Below are 13,495 nucleotides of genomic sequence, written 5' to 3' on the forward strand. Positions count from 1 at the left end.
GGGACCTCTGCTCGTTGCCGCGACCTCCTGCGGGGCCGGACGCCGAGGGCGTGTGCCGTGCGTTCGAGGCAGGAGCCCCGGTCCTCGAAGACATCGACCCGGAGGACCCCGACGACTTCGTGCGACTCGCCGGCATCTTCGACCAGGCGGCAGACCAGGCCGCCGGTCAGCTCCGCCGCGACCTCCGCACCGCCCGGGACCTTGCCCTCCAGGCCTCTCCCGACGACCCGGCGCCGAGCGAGGAGACGGCGCGGCGCAACCAGCGCCTGACGAACCGCATCCTCCGCTGGCTGGCCGAGCACTGCTGAGGCGACGGGGGCGCACGCGGCCCTGGGGCCGACTGCGGTCGACATGACACACCGGGCCGCCAGGCACACTCCCCCCCCCCCGCCCGGCCGAGGGTCCGATCGCCCGCCTCGTGCGCTGGATGGCCGAGCACTGCTGAAGCAGGCACGACCGTGCGGCCGCGGCCGCACGGGTCGGCCCCACACCACCGGTCGAGACCACCCGACGCGCTCGGGCTGCCGCTCTCGTCAGACCACTGCGCCGAGGGCCGGGGCCAGGTCGCCAAGAGGGTCGACGGTGAGGCGATCGAGGCCGAGCCACCCGGCCATGAGGTGGAGCTCAGCGGCCAGGGCGGCGGCCACCTCGCCTTCATCGGTGCCCGGCTCCCCGAACGCCGCCTTGACCCGCAGCGCAGCGTCGGTGCGATCGGCCTTCAGGTCGACGCGCGCCACGAGGCGATCGCCGAGGAGGAACGGCATGACGTAGTAGCCGTGCACGCGCTCCTCACGCCGGACGTAGATCTCGATGCGGTAGCGGAAGCCGAAGAGTTCCTCGGTGCGGCGCCGCTCCCACACCACCGAATCGAACGGTGAGAGAAGCGCCCGCGCCCGGACCCATCGGGGCAGCACTGCGTCGACGTGGCGGTAGGTCGGACGGTCCCAGCCCGTGACCACAACCGGCACGAGGCGACCCTCCTCGACCAGCTCGGCGATGAGGGGACGGGAGGCCGGGAGGTTCAGGCGGTGGTAGTCAGCCAGGCAGCGGTCGGTGGCGATGCCGTGGGCCCGCGCCGCCCGCTCCAGCAGGGCGCGTTGGGCGTCACCCCGTGACGGCACCGCCATGGCTCGTACGGCGGCGGGGATGGCCCGCTCGACGGTGTCGTAGCGCCGGGCAAAGGTCGTCGGGTTGCGCCGGGCGGTCAGCCGCCCGATCCAGAAGAGGTACTCGAGCGCGTTCTTGCCGTCAGTGCGGCCCCACATCCCCTCGCGCCTGAGGCCGGGCTCGGAGAGCTGCCCGGCGGTCAACGGACCCCGGTCGCGCACCTCGTCGTAGACCGCCTCCACGTAGCCCGGTCGGGTTCGGGCGATCGAGCGCATGCCGCCCCACATGTCGTCGTGGGCCTGCTCCATGCGCCACTGGATGAGCGGCCAGTGGCCGACCGGCAGCAGCGATGCCTCGTGGCACCAGTACTCGAAGACCTCGGCGCCCGCCGCCAGCCGGGGCCACAGGTCGCGGGGGTGCGGGCCGAGTCGGGCGAAGAGCGGCATCTCCTGGGAGCGCACCACCACGTTGACCGAGTCGATCTGCACCAGGTCGACCCGGTCGAGCACCCGGTGCACGTGACGCCGGTCGACCCGGCGACCGTGGGCCCCCAGCCGCTCGTCTCCGAAGCCCTGGGCGCCCAGGGCCATGCGCCGCGCCTGGGCCAGGCTGAGGGTCTCCGCCGGCCGCATCGTCGGCACGGTAGCGAACGCCAGCGCGCCGCCGGCGACCGGAAGCGACATCGGCCGCCCACCGGCCGGCGGCACGGGTCATGATCCGGTGGTGAAGGTCGGGGAGAAGGAGCACGACCACCCGTTGGCGCGGCTCTTGCGCGACGTCGCGGCGGGGCGGCCGCCGGCCTCCGACGGCACGGTCGACGTGCTGCCTTCCCTGGGCGCGGGCGGCGACGACGTGGTGCTGACCCTCAACGGTCGCCTGGTGATCACGACCGACGTGGGCGAGGCCGAGCTGCGCGCCCGGTTCCCCGACGGCGACTACCTCGCGTGGTGCCACCCGCGATCGGTGCTGTGGCTGTCCGAGCGCGCCGGGCGCGGTCTGGGCACCGCCGACATCCTGTTCGCCGCGCCGTCCGTCGCCGGCCCGGCCCCGGTTCCGCTGGTCCCGCTCGAAGCCGAGCACCCTCGGGTGCGGGAGAGCCGCCTGCGGCGGGCCGACGTCCGGGCCTGGACCACACCCGACGACGGTGACCGCGCCGGCGGCATGGTGTCGGTGGCCCGGGGCGTGGCGGACCGGTGGGAGCTGGCCTACGAGGTGGAGCCCGCGGCGCGAGGCCGGGGCCTGGGGGTCGCCCTGGCGCGGGCCGGGCGCCACCTCGTCCCGGCCGGCGAGGTGCTGTGGGCCCAGACCGCGCCCGGCAACGTGGCCTCCGTCCGGGCCCTGCTGGCCGCCGGCCTGCGGCCCGTCGCCGGTGAGACCTTGTTGCTCGCGCCGGGAGACGACCTGCCGTAGCCTCGACGATGTCTCGATCCGGAGGGACTGCCGCCGGCGATCGGCTACAGCCAGGTCACCGTGGCCGAGGGCACGCGCATCGTCCACGTGGCCGGACAGGTCGGTCGGGCGCGACGGCGCCGTCGTCGGCGACGACCACCGGTCCCCGGCCGAGCAGGCCGTGCGCAACCTTCTGGTGGCCTACGAGGCCGCCGGCGCCACCCAGGACGACGTGGCCAAGATGACCTTCTACATCCTCGACTACGGCCCCGAGGCGCTCGGCGCCCTGTTCGAGGCGTCGGCCGCCGTCCTCGGTCCGGAGGCACCGCTCACCGCGGTCACCCTCGTCGTGGTGGCCGCCCTCGCCGATCCATCTACAAGATCGAGGTCGAGGCGACGGTCGTGCTGCCGTAGCGCCGGCCGCTCACGCGTCGGGCGACGCCGCGGCCAGGCGGCCCCAGTCCTCGACGCCGAGCTCCTCGGCGCGGGCCTCGGGCCGGACTTCGGCGGCGGTGAAGGCCTCGGGCGGCACGAGACCTGAGAGCGAGCGGCGCAGCATCTTGCGGCGCTGGCCGAACCCGGCGCGCACGAGGGCGAAGAGGCGGTCGGGATCCGCGTCGGTGGCAGGCTCGTCGCGGCGAGTGATGGCGACGAGGGCCGACTCCACCCGGGGCCGGGGCAGGAAGACCTCGGGCGACACCTTGCCGACGAGGCGAGCGGTCGCCCAGTAGCGGACCTTCACCGACGGGATGCCGTAGGCCGGGTCGCCGACATCGGCGGCGAGGCGCTCGCCGGCTTCGCGCTGCACCATCACGAGCATGCGGGCGATGGCGGGCACCCCGTCGAGCAGGTCGAGCACCAGCGGGGTGGCCACGTTGTAGGGCAGGTTGGCGACCAGCACCCAGCGGTCGTCGGTGCGATCCGGCACCACCCCTGGCTCTGGCGCCGCCGACGCGCCGGTGGCCGCCGCGGTCGGGCCGGCGAGGACCTCGTCCCAGTCGAGGGTCAGGGCGTCGCCCTCGATCACGCGCACGTCGGTGTCGGCCACGACATCGCGGAGCATGGGCACGAGGTGGCGGTCGACCTCCACCGCGGTGACCGCGGCGCCGGTGGCGGCCAGGGCCAACGTGAGCGAGCCCAGGCCGGCGCCGATCTCGACCACCCGGTCGCCGGCACCCACGTCGGCCAGCCGGGCGATGCGCCACACCGTGTTGGGGTCGACGACGAAGTTCTGGCCCAGAGCTCGGCGGGGCGCCAGGCCGTGGTCCAAGAGCAGCGCCGCGGCCTGGGTCCGGGTGAGCGTCATCGGGCCCCTCCCCTCCTCGAAGGACCGCAGCCGGACAGGGTCCGCAGCCACACTCGCGGGCGCCCACCGTTCTTGGTACGAGATCGGCCCGAAGCGGGCCACATCGGTACCAAGAACCGCGGAACGGCCCCCATCGACGGAGCCCTCACCGTTCTTGGTACGAGAACCGGCCGAAACGGGCCAGATCCGTACCAAGAAGGGCGAAGGGTGGCCCCGGCCCCGAGGGACCGCGTCAGGGTCATCCCGCGTCGAGGGCGTAGAAGCTCGAGGCGGTCTCCCACGTGGCCGCGGCCACCTCGTCGAGGCCGAGGCCCTTGACCGCGGCGATGCCGGCACCCACCAGCGGCAGGTAGCCGGGGAGGTTGGGGCGGCCGCGGTGCGGGACCGGAGTGAGGAACGGGCTGTCGGTCTCGACCATGAGCCGATCGAGCGGGGCGAGGGCCACCGCGGTGCGCACGTCGTCGGCGGACTTGAACGTGACGATGCCCGAGATCGACAGGACGCCGCCGACGTCCAGGCAGCGGCGGGCATCGTCGGCGTCGCCGGTGAAGCAGTGGAACACGGTGCGCCGGGGGACCCCTTCCGCGGTCAGCAGGTCGAAGGTCTCGTCCCAGGCCTCCCGGGTGTGGATCACCAGCGGCAGGTCGTGGGCCTGAGCGAGCGCGATCTGGGCGGCGAAGACCTCGCGCTGTTGCTGGCGGGGCGAGTGGTCGTAGTGGAAGTCGAGGCCACACTCCCCCACCGCCACCACCTCAGGCCGGGCGAGCAGCGGTTCGAGCCCGTCGACGCCGTGCTGGGCCTCGTGGGGGTGCACGCCGGCGGTGGCCCAGACCCGCCCCGGGTGCGCGGCGGCCACGGCGATCGCCGCGAGCGAATCGGCCACGTCGCAGCCGACGGTGATCATGCGCTGCACGCCGATCGACGCTGCGTCGTCGACGACCACCGCGACCTCACCGGCCGGGGCGCCGCCGTGGCCGACGTGGCTCGGCCCACCGTGGTGGAGGTGGCAGTGGTCGTCGGTCCACCGCAGGGTCACGACGCGCTCGGCCACCGGTCAGCCACCCGGCCTGGTGGCAAGTCCCCGAAGATCGTCCCCCGTCATCGTCGCGACGCGCTCGGCCACGGTCAGTCCGGGACCTTGAGGCGGGGGAAGAGCGGGGTGCCCTTCTCGACGGGCAGGCCCCCGGGGTAGCCGCCCCAGGCCACGTCGTCGGGGACCCGGCAGGCGGCCGGATCACCCGTCAGGCCGATCCGGCGCCAGATCTCCGTCGGCGCGCGGGTCAGGGCGGGCGAGGCGAGGATCGCCACGATCCGCAGCACCTCGAGGGCGTCGCCCAGGACCCCGTCGACGTCGGGGCCGGGATCGACCTTCCAGGGCTCGGCCTCCTCGAGCAACGAGTTGGTCTCGCGCAGCAGACGCCAGGTGGCATCGAGCGCCTCGGACGGCGCGACCGCGCTCCACGCCGCGGACGTGGCCACCACGACCTCGGCGGCGATCGCGGCCAGGGGGCTGTCGGGCCGAGGGGCGGGGCCGGTGCCGTTGCACTGCTTGGCCACCACGGTCGACACCCGGGCCAGCAGGTTGCCCAGGTTGTTGGCCAGGTCCGTGTTGTAGCGCACCACCATGCCCTCGACCGACAGGTCACCGTCGGGTCCGAAGCGCTGGTCGTGGAGGAAGTGGTGGCGCAGGCCGTCGACGCCGAGGGCGGGGAAGTCGTGCTCGGGGTCGCCGCCGACGAGCTGCACGGGCGCAACCTTGTTGGCCGCCGTCTTCGACATCTTGGCTCCGCCCACCAGCAGGAAGCCGTGGACGTCGAGCTGGTGGGGCGGGTCCTCCCCCGCCGCCATGAGCATCGCCGGCCAGTACACGCAGTGGAACCGGATGATGTCCTTGCCGATGATGTGGTGGACGTGGGGCCACCACCTGTCGAACTGCTCGGGGTCGGTGCCGTAGCCGATCGAGGTGGCGTAGTTGATGAGGGCGTCGAACCAGACGTAGAAGACCTGTGCCGCGTCCCACGGCACGGGCACGCCCCAAGTCAGCGAGCGGCGGGTGATCGAGATGTCCTGGAGCCCGCCGCGGACCACGCCCAGGGCCTCGTTGCGCTTGCCGGCGGGGCGCACCGGTGACGGGTCGGAGGTGAGCCACGCCTCGAGGCGCTCGGTGAACGCCGAGAGGCGGAAGAACCAGTTCTCCTCGGTGAGCTGCTCGACGGGCCGCTCGTGGATCGGGCACAGGCCGACCTCGCCGCCGGCGGGGTCGGCGAGGAGGTCATCGGGCGTGTAGTACGCCTCGCAGCTCACGCAGTACCACCCGCTGTAGGTGGCGGAGTAGATGTGGCCGGCGTCGTAGACCTTCTGCAGCAAGGCCTGGGTGGCGGCGTGGTGCCGGGGTTCGGACGTGCGGAGGAAGTCGTCGGGCTCCACATCGAGCAGCGCCCACGCCTCGCCGAAGCGGGCCGAGGCCCAGTCGGCCTGCTCGATCGGGGTGATGCCCCGCTCGTCGGCCACCCGCTGGATCTTCAGCCCGTGCTCGTCGGTGCCGGTGAGGAACCGCACCTCGTCGCCCACGAGCCGGTGCCACCGGGCGAGGGCGTCAGCGGTGATCGTGGAGTATGCGTGACCCAGGTGGGGCGCGTCGTTCACGTAGTAGATCGGGGTGGTCACGTAGAAGCGGCCGGGCACGCGGCCACCCTAGCGATGCACCTCTTGCCGGCCCCTCGCCGTTCCCGGCTCCTGATCGGGCGCGGAGTGGGTCAGATGACGGGCGGTGGCACATCCGCGCGGTGCACGATGCAGAGGCTCCCGGCGGGCGAGTCGGGGTCGAGGATCATCTGCACGGGGAGCTCGGCGGGCAGGCCGTCGTCGTCGACCTCGATCACGATGGAGCGCTCCTCCTCGGGGTCGAAGACCTCCTGCAGGCCGAGGGCCATCCCGGTGATGACCGCGCCGAGGGCCGAGCGACGGCGCCACTGCGAGACCTTGGAGACCGGTTCCTCGACGTGCAGGCGGGGGCCGGCCTCGATGGCGGCCAGCTCGTCGGGCCCGTAGAGGTCGTCGAAGTCGGGCTCGGCAAGGGGATCGGCGTCCCGGTGCCCGTCGGGGTCCCAGTCACGATCGACGCCATCCCAAGAGAGGTCGAGATCGTCGTTCGATCGGGGGGCGCCGCGAGCCGGGCCGTCGGCTTCTGCATCCTCGTCGTCCCACCGGTCCACCGCCACAGGCTACGCCCCTCGCCGCCGGCTGCCCCGGCGTCGCTCAGGGCGTGCCGGTGGTATCCCGGCCCCGGCGTTGCTCCGGGCGTCGCTCAGGACGGGCCGAGGGGTGCGGCGTAGCGGTAGCGGACCTCGTGGAGCTCCTCGCTCTCGACCGGCGTGATCGTCGTGGCCCCGTCGGCCCGCCAGCCCTTGGCCTCGTAGAAGGACCGGGCGGGAGCGTTTCCCTCCACCACCCACAGCGTCGCGCCGGTGAAACCTGACGCCACCAGGGCGTCGAGGGCCTGGCCGTGGAGCACCGAGCCCAGACCCAGCTCGATCACGGTGGGGTCGACGTAGAAGCTGCGGAGCTCCCCGGTGATCGGCGTGCCGTCGGGGGCGACCTCGTCGTCGTCGTCCCGGCTCGGCCCGGTGTCGACCGCCGCGAAGACCTGCCCGGGGGAGCCGGCGACGAGCAGCCGGTGGCGACGCGACGGGCTCACCGCGGCCCGCCCCGACCAGTAGGGGCCGAGGTAGGAGAGGTCGAGGGCGTCGAGGAAGGCGTCGGAGAGCAGGCCGCGGTACCGGGCCCGCCAGGCCCGGCGCTGGATGACGGCGATGGCGGGACCGTCGCCGGACCCCGCAGGACGGATCGGCAGCTCGGCCGGGTCAGTCGGAGGCCGGGCGTAGGGCGGGGGCAGGCCGACCCCGAAGCGACGGCGGGCCAGCTCGAGCGCGGCCCGATCGGCGGGAGCCACGTCGTTGGGCCCCGCGTCGTCGGGGGTGCGCAGGGCGATGTCGAGCACCTCGTGGCACGGGTCGCCGATCACCAGGAGCCACCGCCGCCGGAGGTGTCATCGGCCGGGTCGTCACCCATCGCGGCGCCGTCGTCCGAGGCGTCGTCGCCATCCGAGCGTGGCGAGCCAGGTGGGCGGTCCGCGTCGTCGGACAGGGCGAGGGCGTAGACCTCCCGGCGAGGGCGGCCGAGGGCGGCGGCGACCTCGGCCGCGGCCCGTCCGGGCGCCAGGCCTCGGGCGCGTGCGGCGCGCAGGGCGGCGCGCACGTCGCCGTCGCCGCCCGCCGCGCCCGCAGCGACGGCACCGGCGAGCACCACCACGACCTCGCCCCGCAGGTCTTCGGTGACGGCGCGGGCGGCGACCTCGGCCAGCGGACCGCGCCACACCTCCTCGTGGAGCTTGGTGAGCTCGCGGGCCACCGCCACGGCCCGACCCGCACCGCAGGCGTCACGGAGGTCGGCCAGGGTGCGGGCGGCGCGCGAGGGTGCCTCGTAGAGCACGGTCGTGCGCCGCTCGGCGGCCAGCTCGGCCAGCCGGGCGGAGCGGTCGACACCCCGGCGGGGCAGGAAGCCGTCGACGACGAAGCGGGCGGTGTCGAACCCGCTGAGCACCAGGGCGGCGACGGCGGCGACGGGCCCGGGCACGGTGGTGACGGGCAGGCCGGCCCCGATGACAGCCCGCACCAGCGCCGAGCCAGGGTCCGACACGCCCGGCGTGCCGGCGTCGGTGACCAGGGCGACGCGCTGGCCTTCGGCGATCCGGGTCACGACATCGGCCGCGGCCCCGTCCTCGGTGTGGGCGTCCACCCGCCGCAGACGGGCGCCCGCCACCCCGGCGTGGGCGAGGAGCCGCCCGGTGCGCCGGGTGTCCTCGCAGCAGATCAGGTCTGCCCGTCCCATCTCCGCGACGGCCCGGGGGGCGAGGTCGCCCAGGTTGCCGATCGGCGTGGCCACCACGACGAGGCTTCCGGGCGCAGGGGACGACACCAGCCCAGTGTGGCCGCTGGTCCGGGCGCACCGGGTTCGTCGCGCCCCTGCAAGGGTGAGACCCCAGACGGTCGTCGGCCCTGATCGGTGCAGTCACACCAACTGGCTGCCGTCGCGCCGTGAGCCGCCGGAAGCACCGTCGGCCCTGATCGGTGTGGGTGGCGGCCGGTGCTCGATCGGAAGGCCGAGATGGGCAGAGGTCACCTTCCGCCTGGAACCAGGAACACCAGCCGGGTGACCTCAGAGAAGCCCAACTTGGCCGCCACGCGAAGGGACGCGTGATTGTCAGACCCGGCGCCGCAGACGGGCACGAGTCCGGCGGCCCGGACGGCTTCGCAAGCCAGGGCCGCGGCGCAGGTGGCGATCCCTTGCCCGCGATGGCTCTCCGCGACGAAGACACCGATGTCTGCGTACGTGGTGCTGGCGGCGAAGGAGCTCCCGTGGCCGACGATCGAATCGCCATCGACGGCGACGAAGACACGACCCAGCGCCGCGGCCCGTTCGACGACACGGCGATCAGGGAGGGTGTCGTCGGACGCCACCGAGAGCCTTGAGAGGTCCGATGTGCGCAGCTGACGCACGAGGGGATGTGCCTTGACGCGTGGGCTCTGGTCGGAGACCCCGATGACGTCGATGACGCGTCTCGCTGGCCCTTGAAACCTGGCGATGCCCCACCGGCGTTCGAAGTCGTCAGCCATGTCGTCGGCAACCTCCGGGGTCAGCTCGATGCAGCTCCAGCCCTCGGCGCGTACGAGGAGATCGAGCAGTGACGCCGGGTCGCCGAACCCTTGCGGCTCTCCCGGCACGAGCGCAGACTCCACGATCACCGCCTGTGGGGAGGGCCCCGAAGCCCAGGCCCGACCAAGTCTGGACTGGAGCGCGTGGATGGCGAGCACCGTCTCCGGTGACTCGCCGATGAAGGCGACGAGCCCTTCCCTGACGTGGGATGGCAACCGACCGATGTCCGACTCCATCCGGCGACTCTCACATGGGCCGAAGCAGCGTGCGACCCGGTTCGCGGTATTCACTCCTGCGCTGCGAACGCCAGTCCTGAGGATCGGCCTGCGAGCGGTCGCCGAGCCGGTCGCATGAGCATCGCGGTCGGCTGAAGGTCATCGCCCGAGCTCGCCGGTCGCGTGAGCATCGCCGTCCGCAAGGATGTCCACCACCGCACCGGGCGCCAGTCGCCACCGCCCGAAGGCGCCGTCCTCGGCCTCGAGCACCCCCGCCGCCCGAGCCACCCACCGCGTGGCCCTGGTCGGTGCCACGGTGGCCGTCCGCAGGACAACCCCAGAGCGGTCGACCCACGCCACGTCGATGGCGAAGCGCATGGCGACGGTGTGCACCGAACGGACCCCCGGCAGCCACAGGGCCCCGTCGAGGCCGTCGCGCCCCAGCAGCCCTCGGCTCCGCGCCCGACGGGTGGTGGCCACCTCGACCGGTGCGACGTCACGTCCGTCGACCACGAGCATTCGCCGATCCTGCCCGCTCCCGGCCTCCCGACGCCCCCGGGAACCCTCGGCGAACTTTGGACGGCTGAACGCTGCTGAGGCTGAGATGATCAAACATCTAAGGTTTCGACGGCACGGCCCAACGGCGGCCGGGGCGTGCGGGTCACACGTTGAAGCGGAACTCGAGCACGTCGCCGTCGGCCACGACGTACTCCTTGCCCTCGATGCGGATCTTGCCGACCTCCTTGGCCTTGGCCCACGACCCGATGTCGAGCAGCTCGTCCCAGCGGATGACCTCGGCCTTGATGAAGCCGCGCTCGAAGTCGGTGTGGATGCGCCCGGCGGCCTGCGGGGCCTTGGAGCCGGTGCGGAAGGTCCAGGCCCGGCTCTCCTTCTCACCGGTGGTGAGGAACGTCCGCAGGCCGAGGATGTCGTAGGCGGAGTGGATGAAGCGCTCGAGGGCGCCGTGGCCGAGGCCCAGGGCCTCGAGCATCTCGATGCGCTCCTCGCCGGTGAACTGGGCCGCCTCGGCCTCGAGCTGGACGCTCATGCCGATGACCTCGGCCCGTCCGCGGAGCTCGGCTTCGACGGGGGCCACGACCTCGTCGATGCGGTCGAGGTCGTCCTCGCCCACGTTGACCAGGGCCACCACCGGCTTGTTGGTGAGCAGGAACCAGCCTCGCAGCGCCTCGCGCGTGCTCACCGGCAGGTCGCTGCGGTAGATCGGGGTGCCCTCGGCCAGCACCGAGTAGGCCTCGTCGAGCGCCGCCACCTCCTCCTGGAGGGACTTGTCGACCCGGGCCGCCTTGCGCTTCTTGGTGATCTGCGACTCGAGCGTCTCGAGGTCGGCCAGGGCCAGCTCGATCTCGAGCACCCGGAGGCACTCGAGGGGGTCGTCGGGCCCGGGCACGTCGACATCCACGAAGGCCCGTAGCAGGAACACCACGGCGTCGACCTCCCGGATGTGGGCGAGGAAGCGGTTACCCAGGCCCTCGCCGGTGCTCGCTCCCTCGACCAGGCCGCCGATGTCGACGAACTGCACCGCGGCGGGGACGACCTTCTTGCTCGCCGACATGACCGCCAGGCGGTCGAGGCGGGCGTCGGGCACCTTGGCCACGCCCACGTTGGGATCCGTGGTGGCGAAGGCGTAGGGCGCGGCGAGGGCCCCGCCCCCGGCGAGGGCGTTGTACAACGACGACTTCCCGGCGTTGGGAAGACCGACGAACCCGAATCGCTCCATCCCGAGAGGCTACGGCGCCCACCCCGCCACCCCGTCGCCCTCCGCCCGTTCCCAACACCACCCCGAACTGGTAGCGGATCTGGGGCCCCCGACCCCCGGGATCCCTACCACTACGGCCGTGCTCTCGTACTGGTCACGGATCTGGGGGCCCCGACCCCCGGGATCGCTACCACTACGGCCGTGGTCAGTTGGGGCGGGCGGCGTTGACGCAGCGACGGTGGGGTGTCGGACGGGGAGGGCCGGACGGGGTGTGGTGGGCGGCGGCGGACGGGGTGGGTGGGTGGCGGGCGGCGGTAGGTTCGGGGGGTGCTCGCCGTTACCCCGCTCGAGGCCCCGATGGACCCGGCCGACGCGCTGGACCGGGTCGCCCACCTGATCGAGCGGAGCCTGGGTTCGAGCCGCAAGGCCGGCGCCTTCCGCACCGCAGCCGACGCCCTGCGTGACGCCGGGCCGCAGCAGGTGCGCGACCTGCACGCCCGGGGGCGGCTCAGCTCGCTGCCCGGCGTGGGCGACAGCACGGCGGCCGTCGCCGTGCAGGCCCTGGACGGTGGGGTGCCCGAGCGCCTGGCGGAGCTGGAGCGCACCAGCGTCGTGCCCGAGGGCGAGGGCGCGGAGCTGCGGGCCGCCCTGCGCGGCGACTGCCACAGCCACTCCACCTGGAGCGACGGCGGGGCGTCGATCGAAGACATGGCCCGAGCCGCCATGGCCCTGGGCCACGACTACCTCGTCATGACCGACCACTCCCCTCGCCTGACCGTGGCCCACGGCCTCAACCGCGAGCGGTTGTCCACCCAGGTCGACGAGATCAAGGCGCTCAACGAGCGCATGGCGCCGTTCCGCATCCTCACCGGTGTCGAGGTCGACATCCTCCTGGACGGCACCCTCGACGGCGACGACGACATGCTCGAGCGCCTCGACGTGGTGGTGGCCAGCGTCCACTCGAAGCTCTCGATGAGCCGGGTGGAGATGACCGAGCGCATGGTGACCGCGGTGCTCGACCCGCGGGTGTCGATCCTGGGCCACTGCACGGGACGCAAGCTCAAAGGCCTCCCCGACCCGGGACCCGAGCAGATCCCCGATGCCGCATACGTCCGGCCCGAGTCGGACTTCGACGCCGAGGTGGTGTTCTCGGCGTGCGTGGCCACCGGCACCGCGGTCGAGATTAACTGCCGGCCCGAACGGCGCGACCCGCCCGACGAGCTGCTGGCCCTGGCGGTGGAGATGGGCTGCCGGGTCAGCATCGACACCGACGCACACGCCCCCGCTCAGCTCGAGTGGCAGCCCTACGGCTGCGACAAGGCGGTCCGCCACGGCCTCGGGCCGGACCGCGTCGTCAACACCTGGTCGGCCGACGACCTGGTGGCGTGGGCCCACGAGTGAGACTGCGGGGGCGCCGACCAGGCTTGGGTGGGCTCGCTCCCGGCCGATAGCGTTGCCTCCCTATGTCGAAGAAGACCGATAAGCGCAAGACCAACGCTCGGCGCAAGAAGGCCAACCACGGCCGCAAGCCCAACGCCGGTCGCTGACCCTGCCACGGTGAGGATCGCCTTGGCCATGGGGTGCATCGGGTCCGGGCTCGTCGTGAACGACATGGGGGGTGTGATGATGGCTCGTCCCGATCAGCACCGAGCCGAAGCCAGCGACGAGAGGCCCGATCCTCGCGTGTCGCTGGCCAACGAACGAACGTTGCTCGCCTGGACCCGGACAGCGCTCGCCCTGATCGCTGGTGGAGTTGCCGTGGTTCCGTTGCTCGGTTCCGATGGACCCGGGGCCCGGTTCCTCCTCGGCCTTCCCCTGATCGCGCTGGGGGCCGTGATCGGGTTGGTCGCGCACCGGGACTGGCGCCACCGGGAGGTCGCCATCGTCGCCGGGGAGCACTTGCCGCCCTCGATGCTGCCGTGGCTGCTCGCCGTGAGCATCGGTGTCGTCGCCGCCGCCGCGCTGCTCCTCGCCTCGGGGATGGTTTCATGAGTCGCGGCGCTCAGAGCTCGAAGCCGGCGAGCCCGTCGGGAAGGCCGGGGCAGG

15 protein-coding genes are annotated in these 13,495 nt (G+C 73.2%); 5 read left to right on the forward strand and 10 right to left on the reverse strand.

What is annotated here, in order from left to right; all coding sequences use genetic code 11:
* Positions 1–50 precede the first annotated feature (50 nt).
* The gene (locus VNL12_RS01140) at positions 51–308 is read left to right on the forward strand and encodes a hypothetical protein (RefSeq protein WP_325590800.1); all 258 of its coding nucleotides are present in this window, start codon (positions 51–53) and stop codon (positions 306–308) included.
* 225 nt (positions 309–533) lie between these two features.
* On the opposite strand, the gene VNL12_RS01145 is transcribed toward VNL12_RS01140, so the two are convergent.
* Positions 534–1,739: a winged helix-turn-helix domain-containing protein gene (locus VNL12_RS01145; RefSeq protein WP_325590801.1), complete on the reverse strand. Its 1,206-nt coding sequence runs from the start codon at positions 1,737–1,739 to the stop codon at positions 534–536.
* A gap of 91 nt (positions 1,740–1,830) precedes the next feature.
* Between VNL12_RS01145 and VNL12_RS01150 the strand changes: the two genes are divergently transcribed.
* Together VNL12_RS01150 and VNL12_RS01155 are read left to right on the forward strand one after the other, a co-directional pair.
* Positions 1,831–2,517: a GNAT family protein gene (locus VNL12_RS01150; RefSeq protein ID WP_325590803.1), complete on the forward strand. Its 687-nt coding sequence runs from the start codon at positions 1,831–1,833 to the stop codon at positions 2,515–2,517.
* Positions 2,518–2,677: 160 nt separating this feature from the next.
* The gene (locus tag VNL12_RS01155) at positions 2,678–3,037 is read left to right on the forward strand and encodes a RidA family protein (protein ID WP_325590805.1); all 360 of its coding nucleotides are present in this window, start codon (positions 2,678–2,680) and stop codon (positions 3,035–3,037) included.
* Here the strand turns inward: VNL12_RS01155 and rsmA are convergent.
* The 9 genes from rsmA to ychF form a co-directional block, all read right to left on the reverse strand.
* A complete protein-coding gene (rsmA, locus tag VNL12_RS01160) occupies positions 2,921–3,802 on the reverse strand; it encodes a 16S rRNA (adenine(1518)-N(6)/adenine(1519)-N(6))-dimethyltransferase RsmA (protein ID WP_325590806.1) in 882 nt (293 codons plus the stop codon). The two genes, VNL12_RS01155 and rsmA, sit on opposite strands and share 117 nt — an antisense overlap.
* A gap of 238 nt (positions 3,803–4,040) precedes the next feature.
* On the reverse strand, positions 4,041–4,853 hold the full coding sequence (locus VNL12_RS01165) for a TatD family hydrolase (protein WP_325590807.1): 813 nt from the start codon (positions 4,851–4,853) through the stop codon (positions 4,041–4,043).
* 74 nt (positions 4,854–4,927) lie between these two features.
* Complete coding sequence (gene metG, locus VNL12_RS01170) at positions 4,928–6,487, reverse strand: methionine--tRNA ligase (RefSeq protein WP_325590809.1); 1,560 nt, start codon at positions 6,485–6,487, stop codon at positions 4,928–4,930.
* 71 nt (positions 6,488–6,558) lie between these two features.
* Positions 6,559–7,017 carry a hypothetical protein gene (locus VNL12_RS01175; RefSeq protein ID WP_325590811.1) on the reverse strand — a complete coding sequence of 153 codons (459 nt, stop codon included), beginning with the start codon at positions 7,015–7,017 and terminating at the stop codon, positions 6,559–6,561.
* 92 nt (positions 7,018–7,109) lie between these two features.
* On the reverse strand, positions 7,110–7,826 hold the full coding sequence (locus tag VNL12_RS01180; RefSeq protein WP_325590813.1) for a GNAT family N-acetyltransferase: 717 nt from the start codon (positions 7,824–7,826) through the stop codon (positions 7,110–7,112).
* A complete protein-coding gene (gene rsmI / locus VNL12_RS01185; RefSeq protein WP_325590815.1) occupies positions 7,823–8,779 on the reverse strand; it encodes a 16S rRNA (cytidine(1402)-2'-O)-methyltransferase in 957 nt (318 codons plus the stop codon). The genes VNL12_RS01180 and rsmI overlap by 4 nt, the downstream gene beginning before the upstream one ends.
* Before the next feature lie 200 nt (positions 8,780–8,979).
* Positions 8,980–9,753, reverse strand: a complete 774-nt coding sequence (locus VNL12_RS01190) for a GNAT family N-acetyltransferase (protein ID WP_325590816.1) — start codon at positions 9,751–9,753, stop codon at positions 8,980–8,982.
* 138 nt (positions 9,754–9,891) lie between these two features.
* On the reverse strand, positions 9,892–10,251 hold the full coding sequence (locus tag VNL12_RS01195) for a DUF192 domain-containing protein (RefSeq protein ID WP_325590818.1): 360 nt from the start codon (positions 10,249–10,251) through the stop codon (positions 9,892–9,894).
* Between the two features lie 142 nt (positions 10,252–10,393).
* Complete coding sequence (ychF, locus tag VNL12_RS01200) at positions 10,394–11,470, reverse strand: redox-regulated ATPase YchF (protein ID WP_325590820.1); 1,077 nt, start codon at positions 11,468–11,470, stop codon at positions 10,394–10,396.
* Between the two features lie 336 nt (positions 11,471–11,806).
* Here ychF and VNL12_RS01205 point away from each other — a divergent pair, with 336 nt between their 5' ends.
* Both VNL12_RS01205 and VNL12_RS01210 read left to right on the forward strand, forming a co-directional pair.
* On the forward strand, positions 11,807–12,850 hold the full coding sequence (locus VNL12_RS01205; protein ID WP_349257774.1) for a PHP domain-containing protein: 1,044 nt from the start codon (positions 11,807–11,809) through the stop codon (positions 12,848–12,850).
* Positions 12,851–13,006: 156 nt separating this feature from the next.
* Positions 13,007–13,441, forward strand: a complete 435-nt coding sequence (locus VNL12_RS01210; protein WP_325590824.1) for a YidH family protein — start codon at positions 13,007–13,009, stop codon at positions 13,439–13,441.
* The last annotated feature ends 54 nt before the right edge of the window (positions 13,442–13,495 follow it).

This window comes from Iamia sp., assembly GCF_035575815.1.
Taxonomy (GTDB): domain Bacteria; phylum Actinomycetota; class Acidimicrobiia; order Acidimicrobiales; family Iamiaceae; genus Iamia.

What these genes read in the sequence shown, in the direction of transcription:
- VNL12_RS01145 (WP_325590801.1), bottom strand. Translation starts at nt 1,739, where the DNA reads ATGCGGCCGGCGGAGACCCTCAGCCTGGCCCAGGCGCGGCGCATGGCC.
- rsmA (WP_325590806.1), bottom strand. Translation starts at nt 3,802, where the DNA reads ATGACGCTCACCCGGACCCAGGCCGCGGCGCTGCTCTTGGACCACGGC.
- VNL12_RS01190 (WP_325590816.1), bottom strand. Translation starts at nt 9,753, where the DNA reads ATGGAGTCGGACATCGGTCGGTTGCCATCCCACGTCAGGGAAGGGCTC.
- VNL12_RS01195 (WP_325590818.1), bottom strand. Translation starts at nt 10,251, where the DNA reads ATGCTCGTGGTCGACGGACGTGACGTCGCACCGGTCGAGGTGGCCACC.
- ychF (WP_325590820.1), bottom strand. Translation starts at nt 11,470, where the DNA reads ATGGAGCGATTCGGGTTCGTCGGTCTTCCCAACGCCGGGAAGTCGTCG.
- VNL12_RS01205 (WP_349257774.1), top strand. Translation starts at nt 11,807, where the DNA reads ATGGACCCGGCCGACGCGCTGGACCGGGTCGCCCACCTGATCGAGCGG.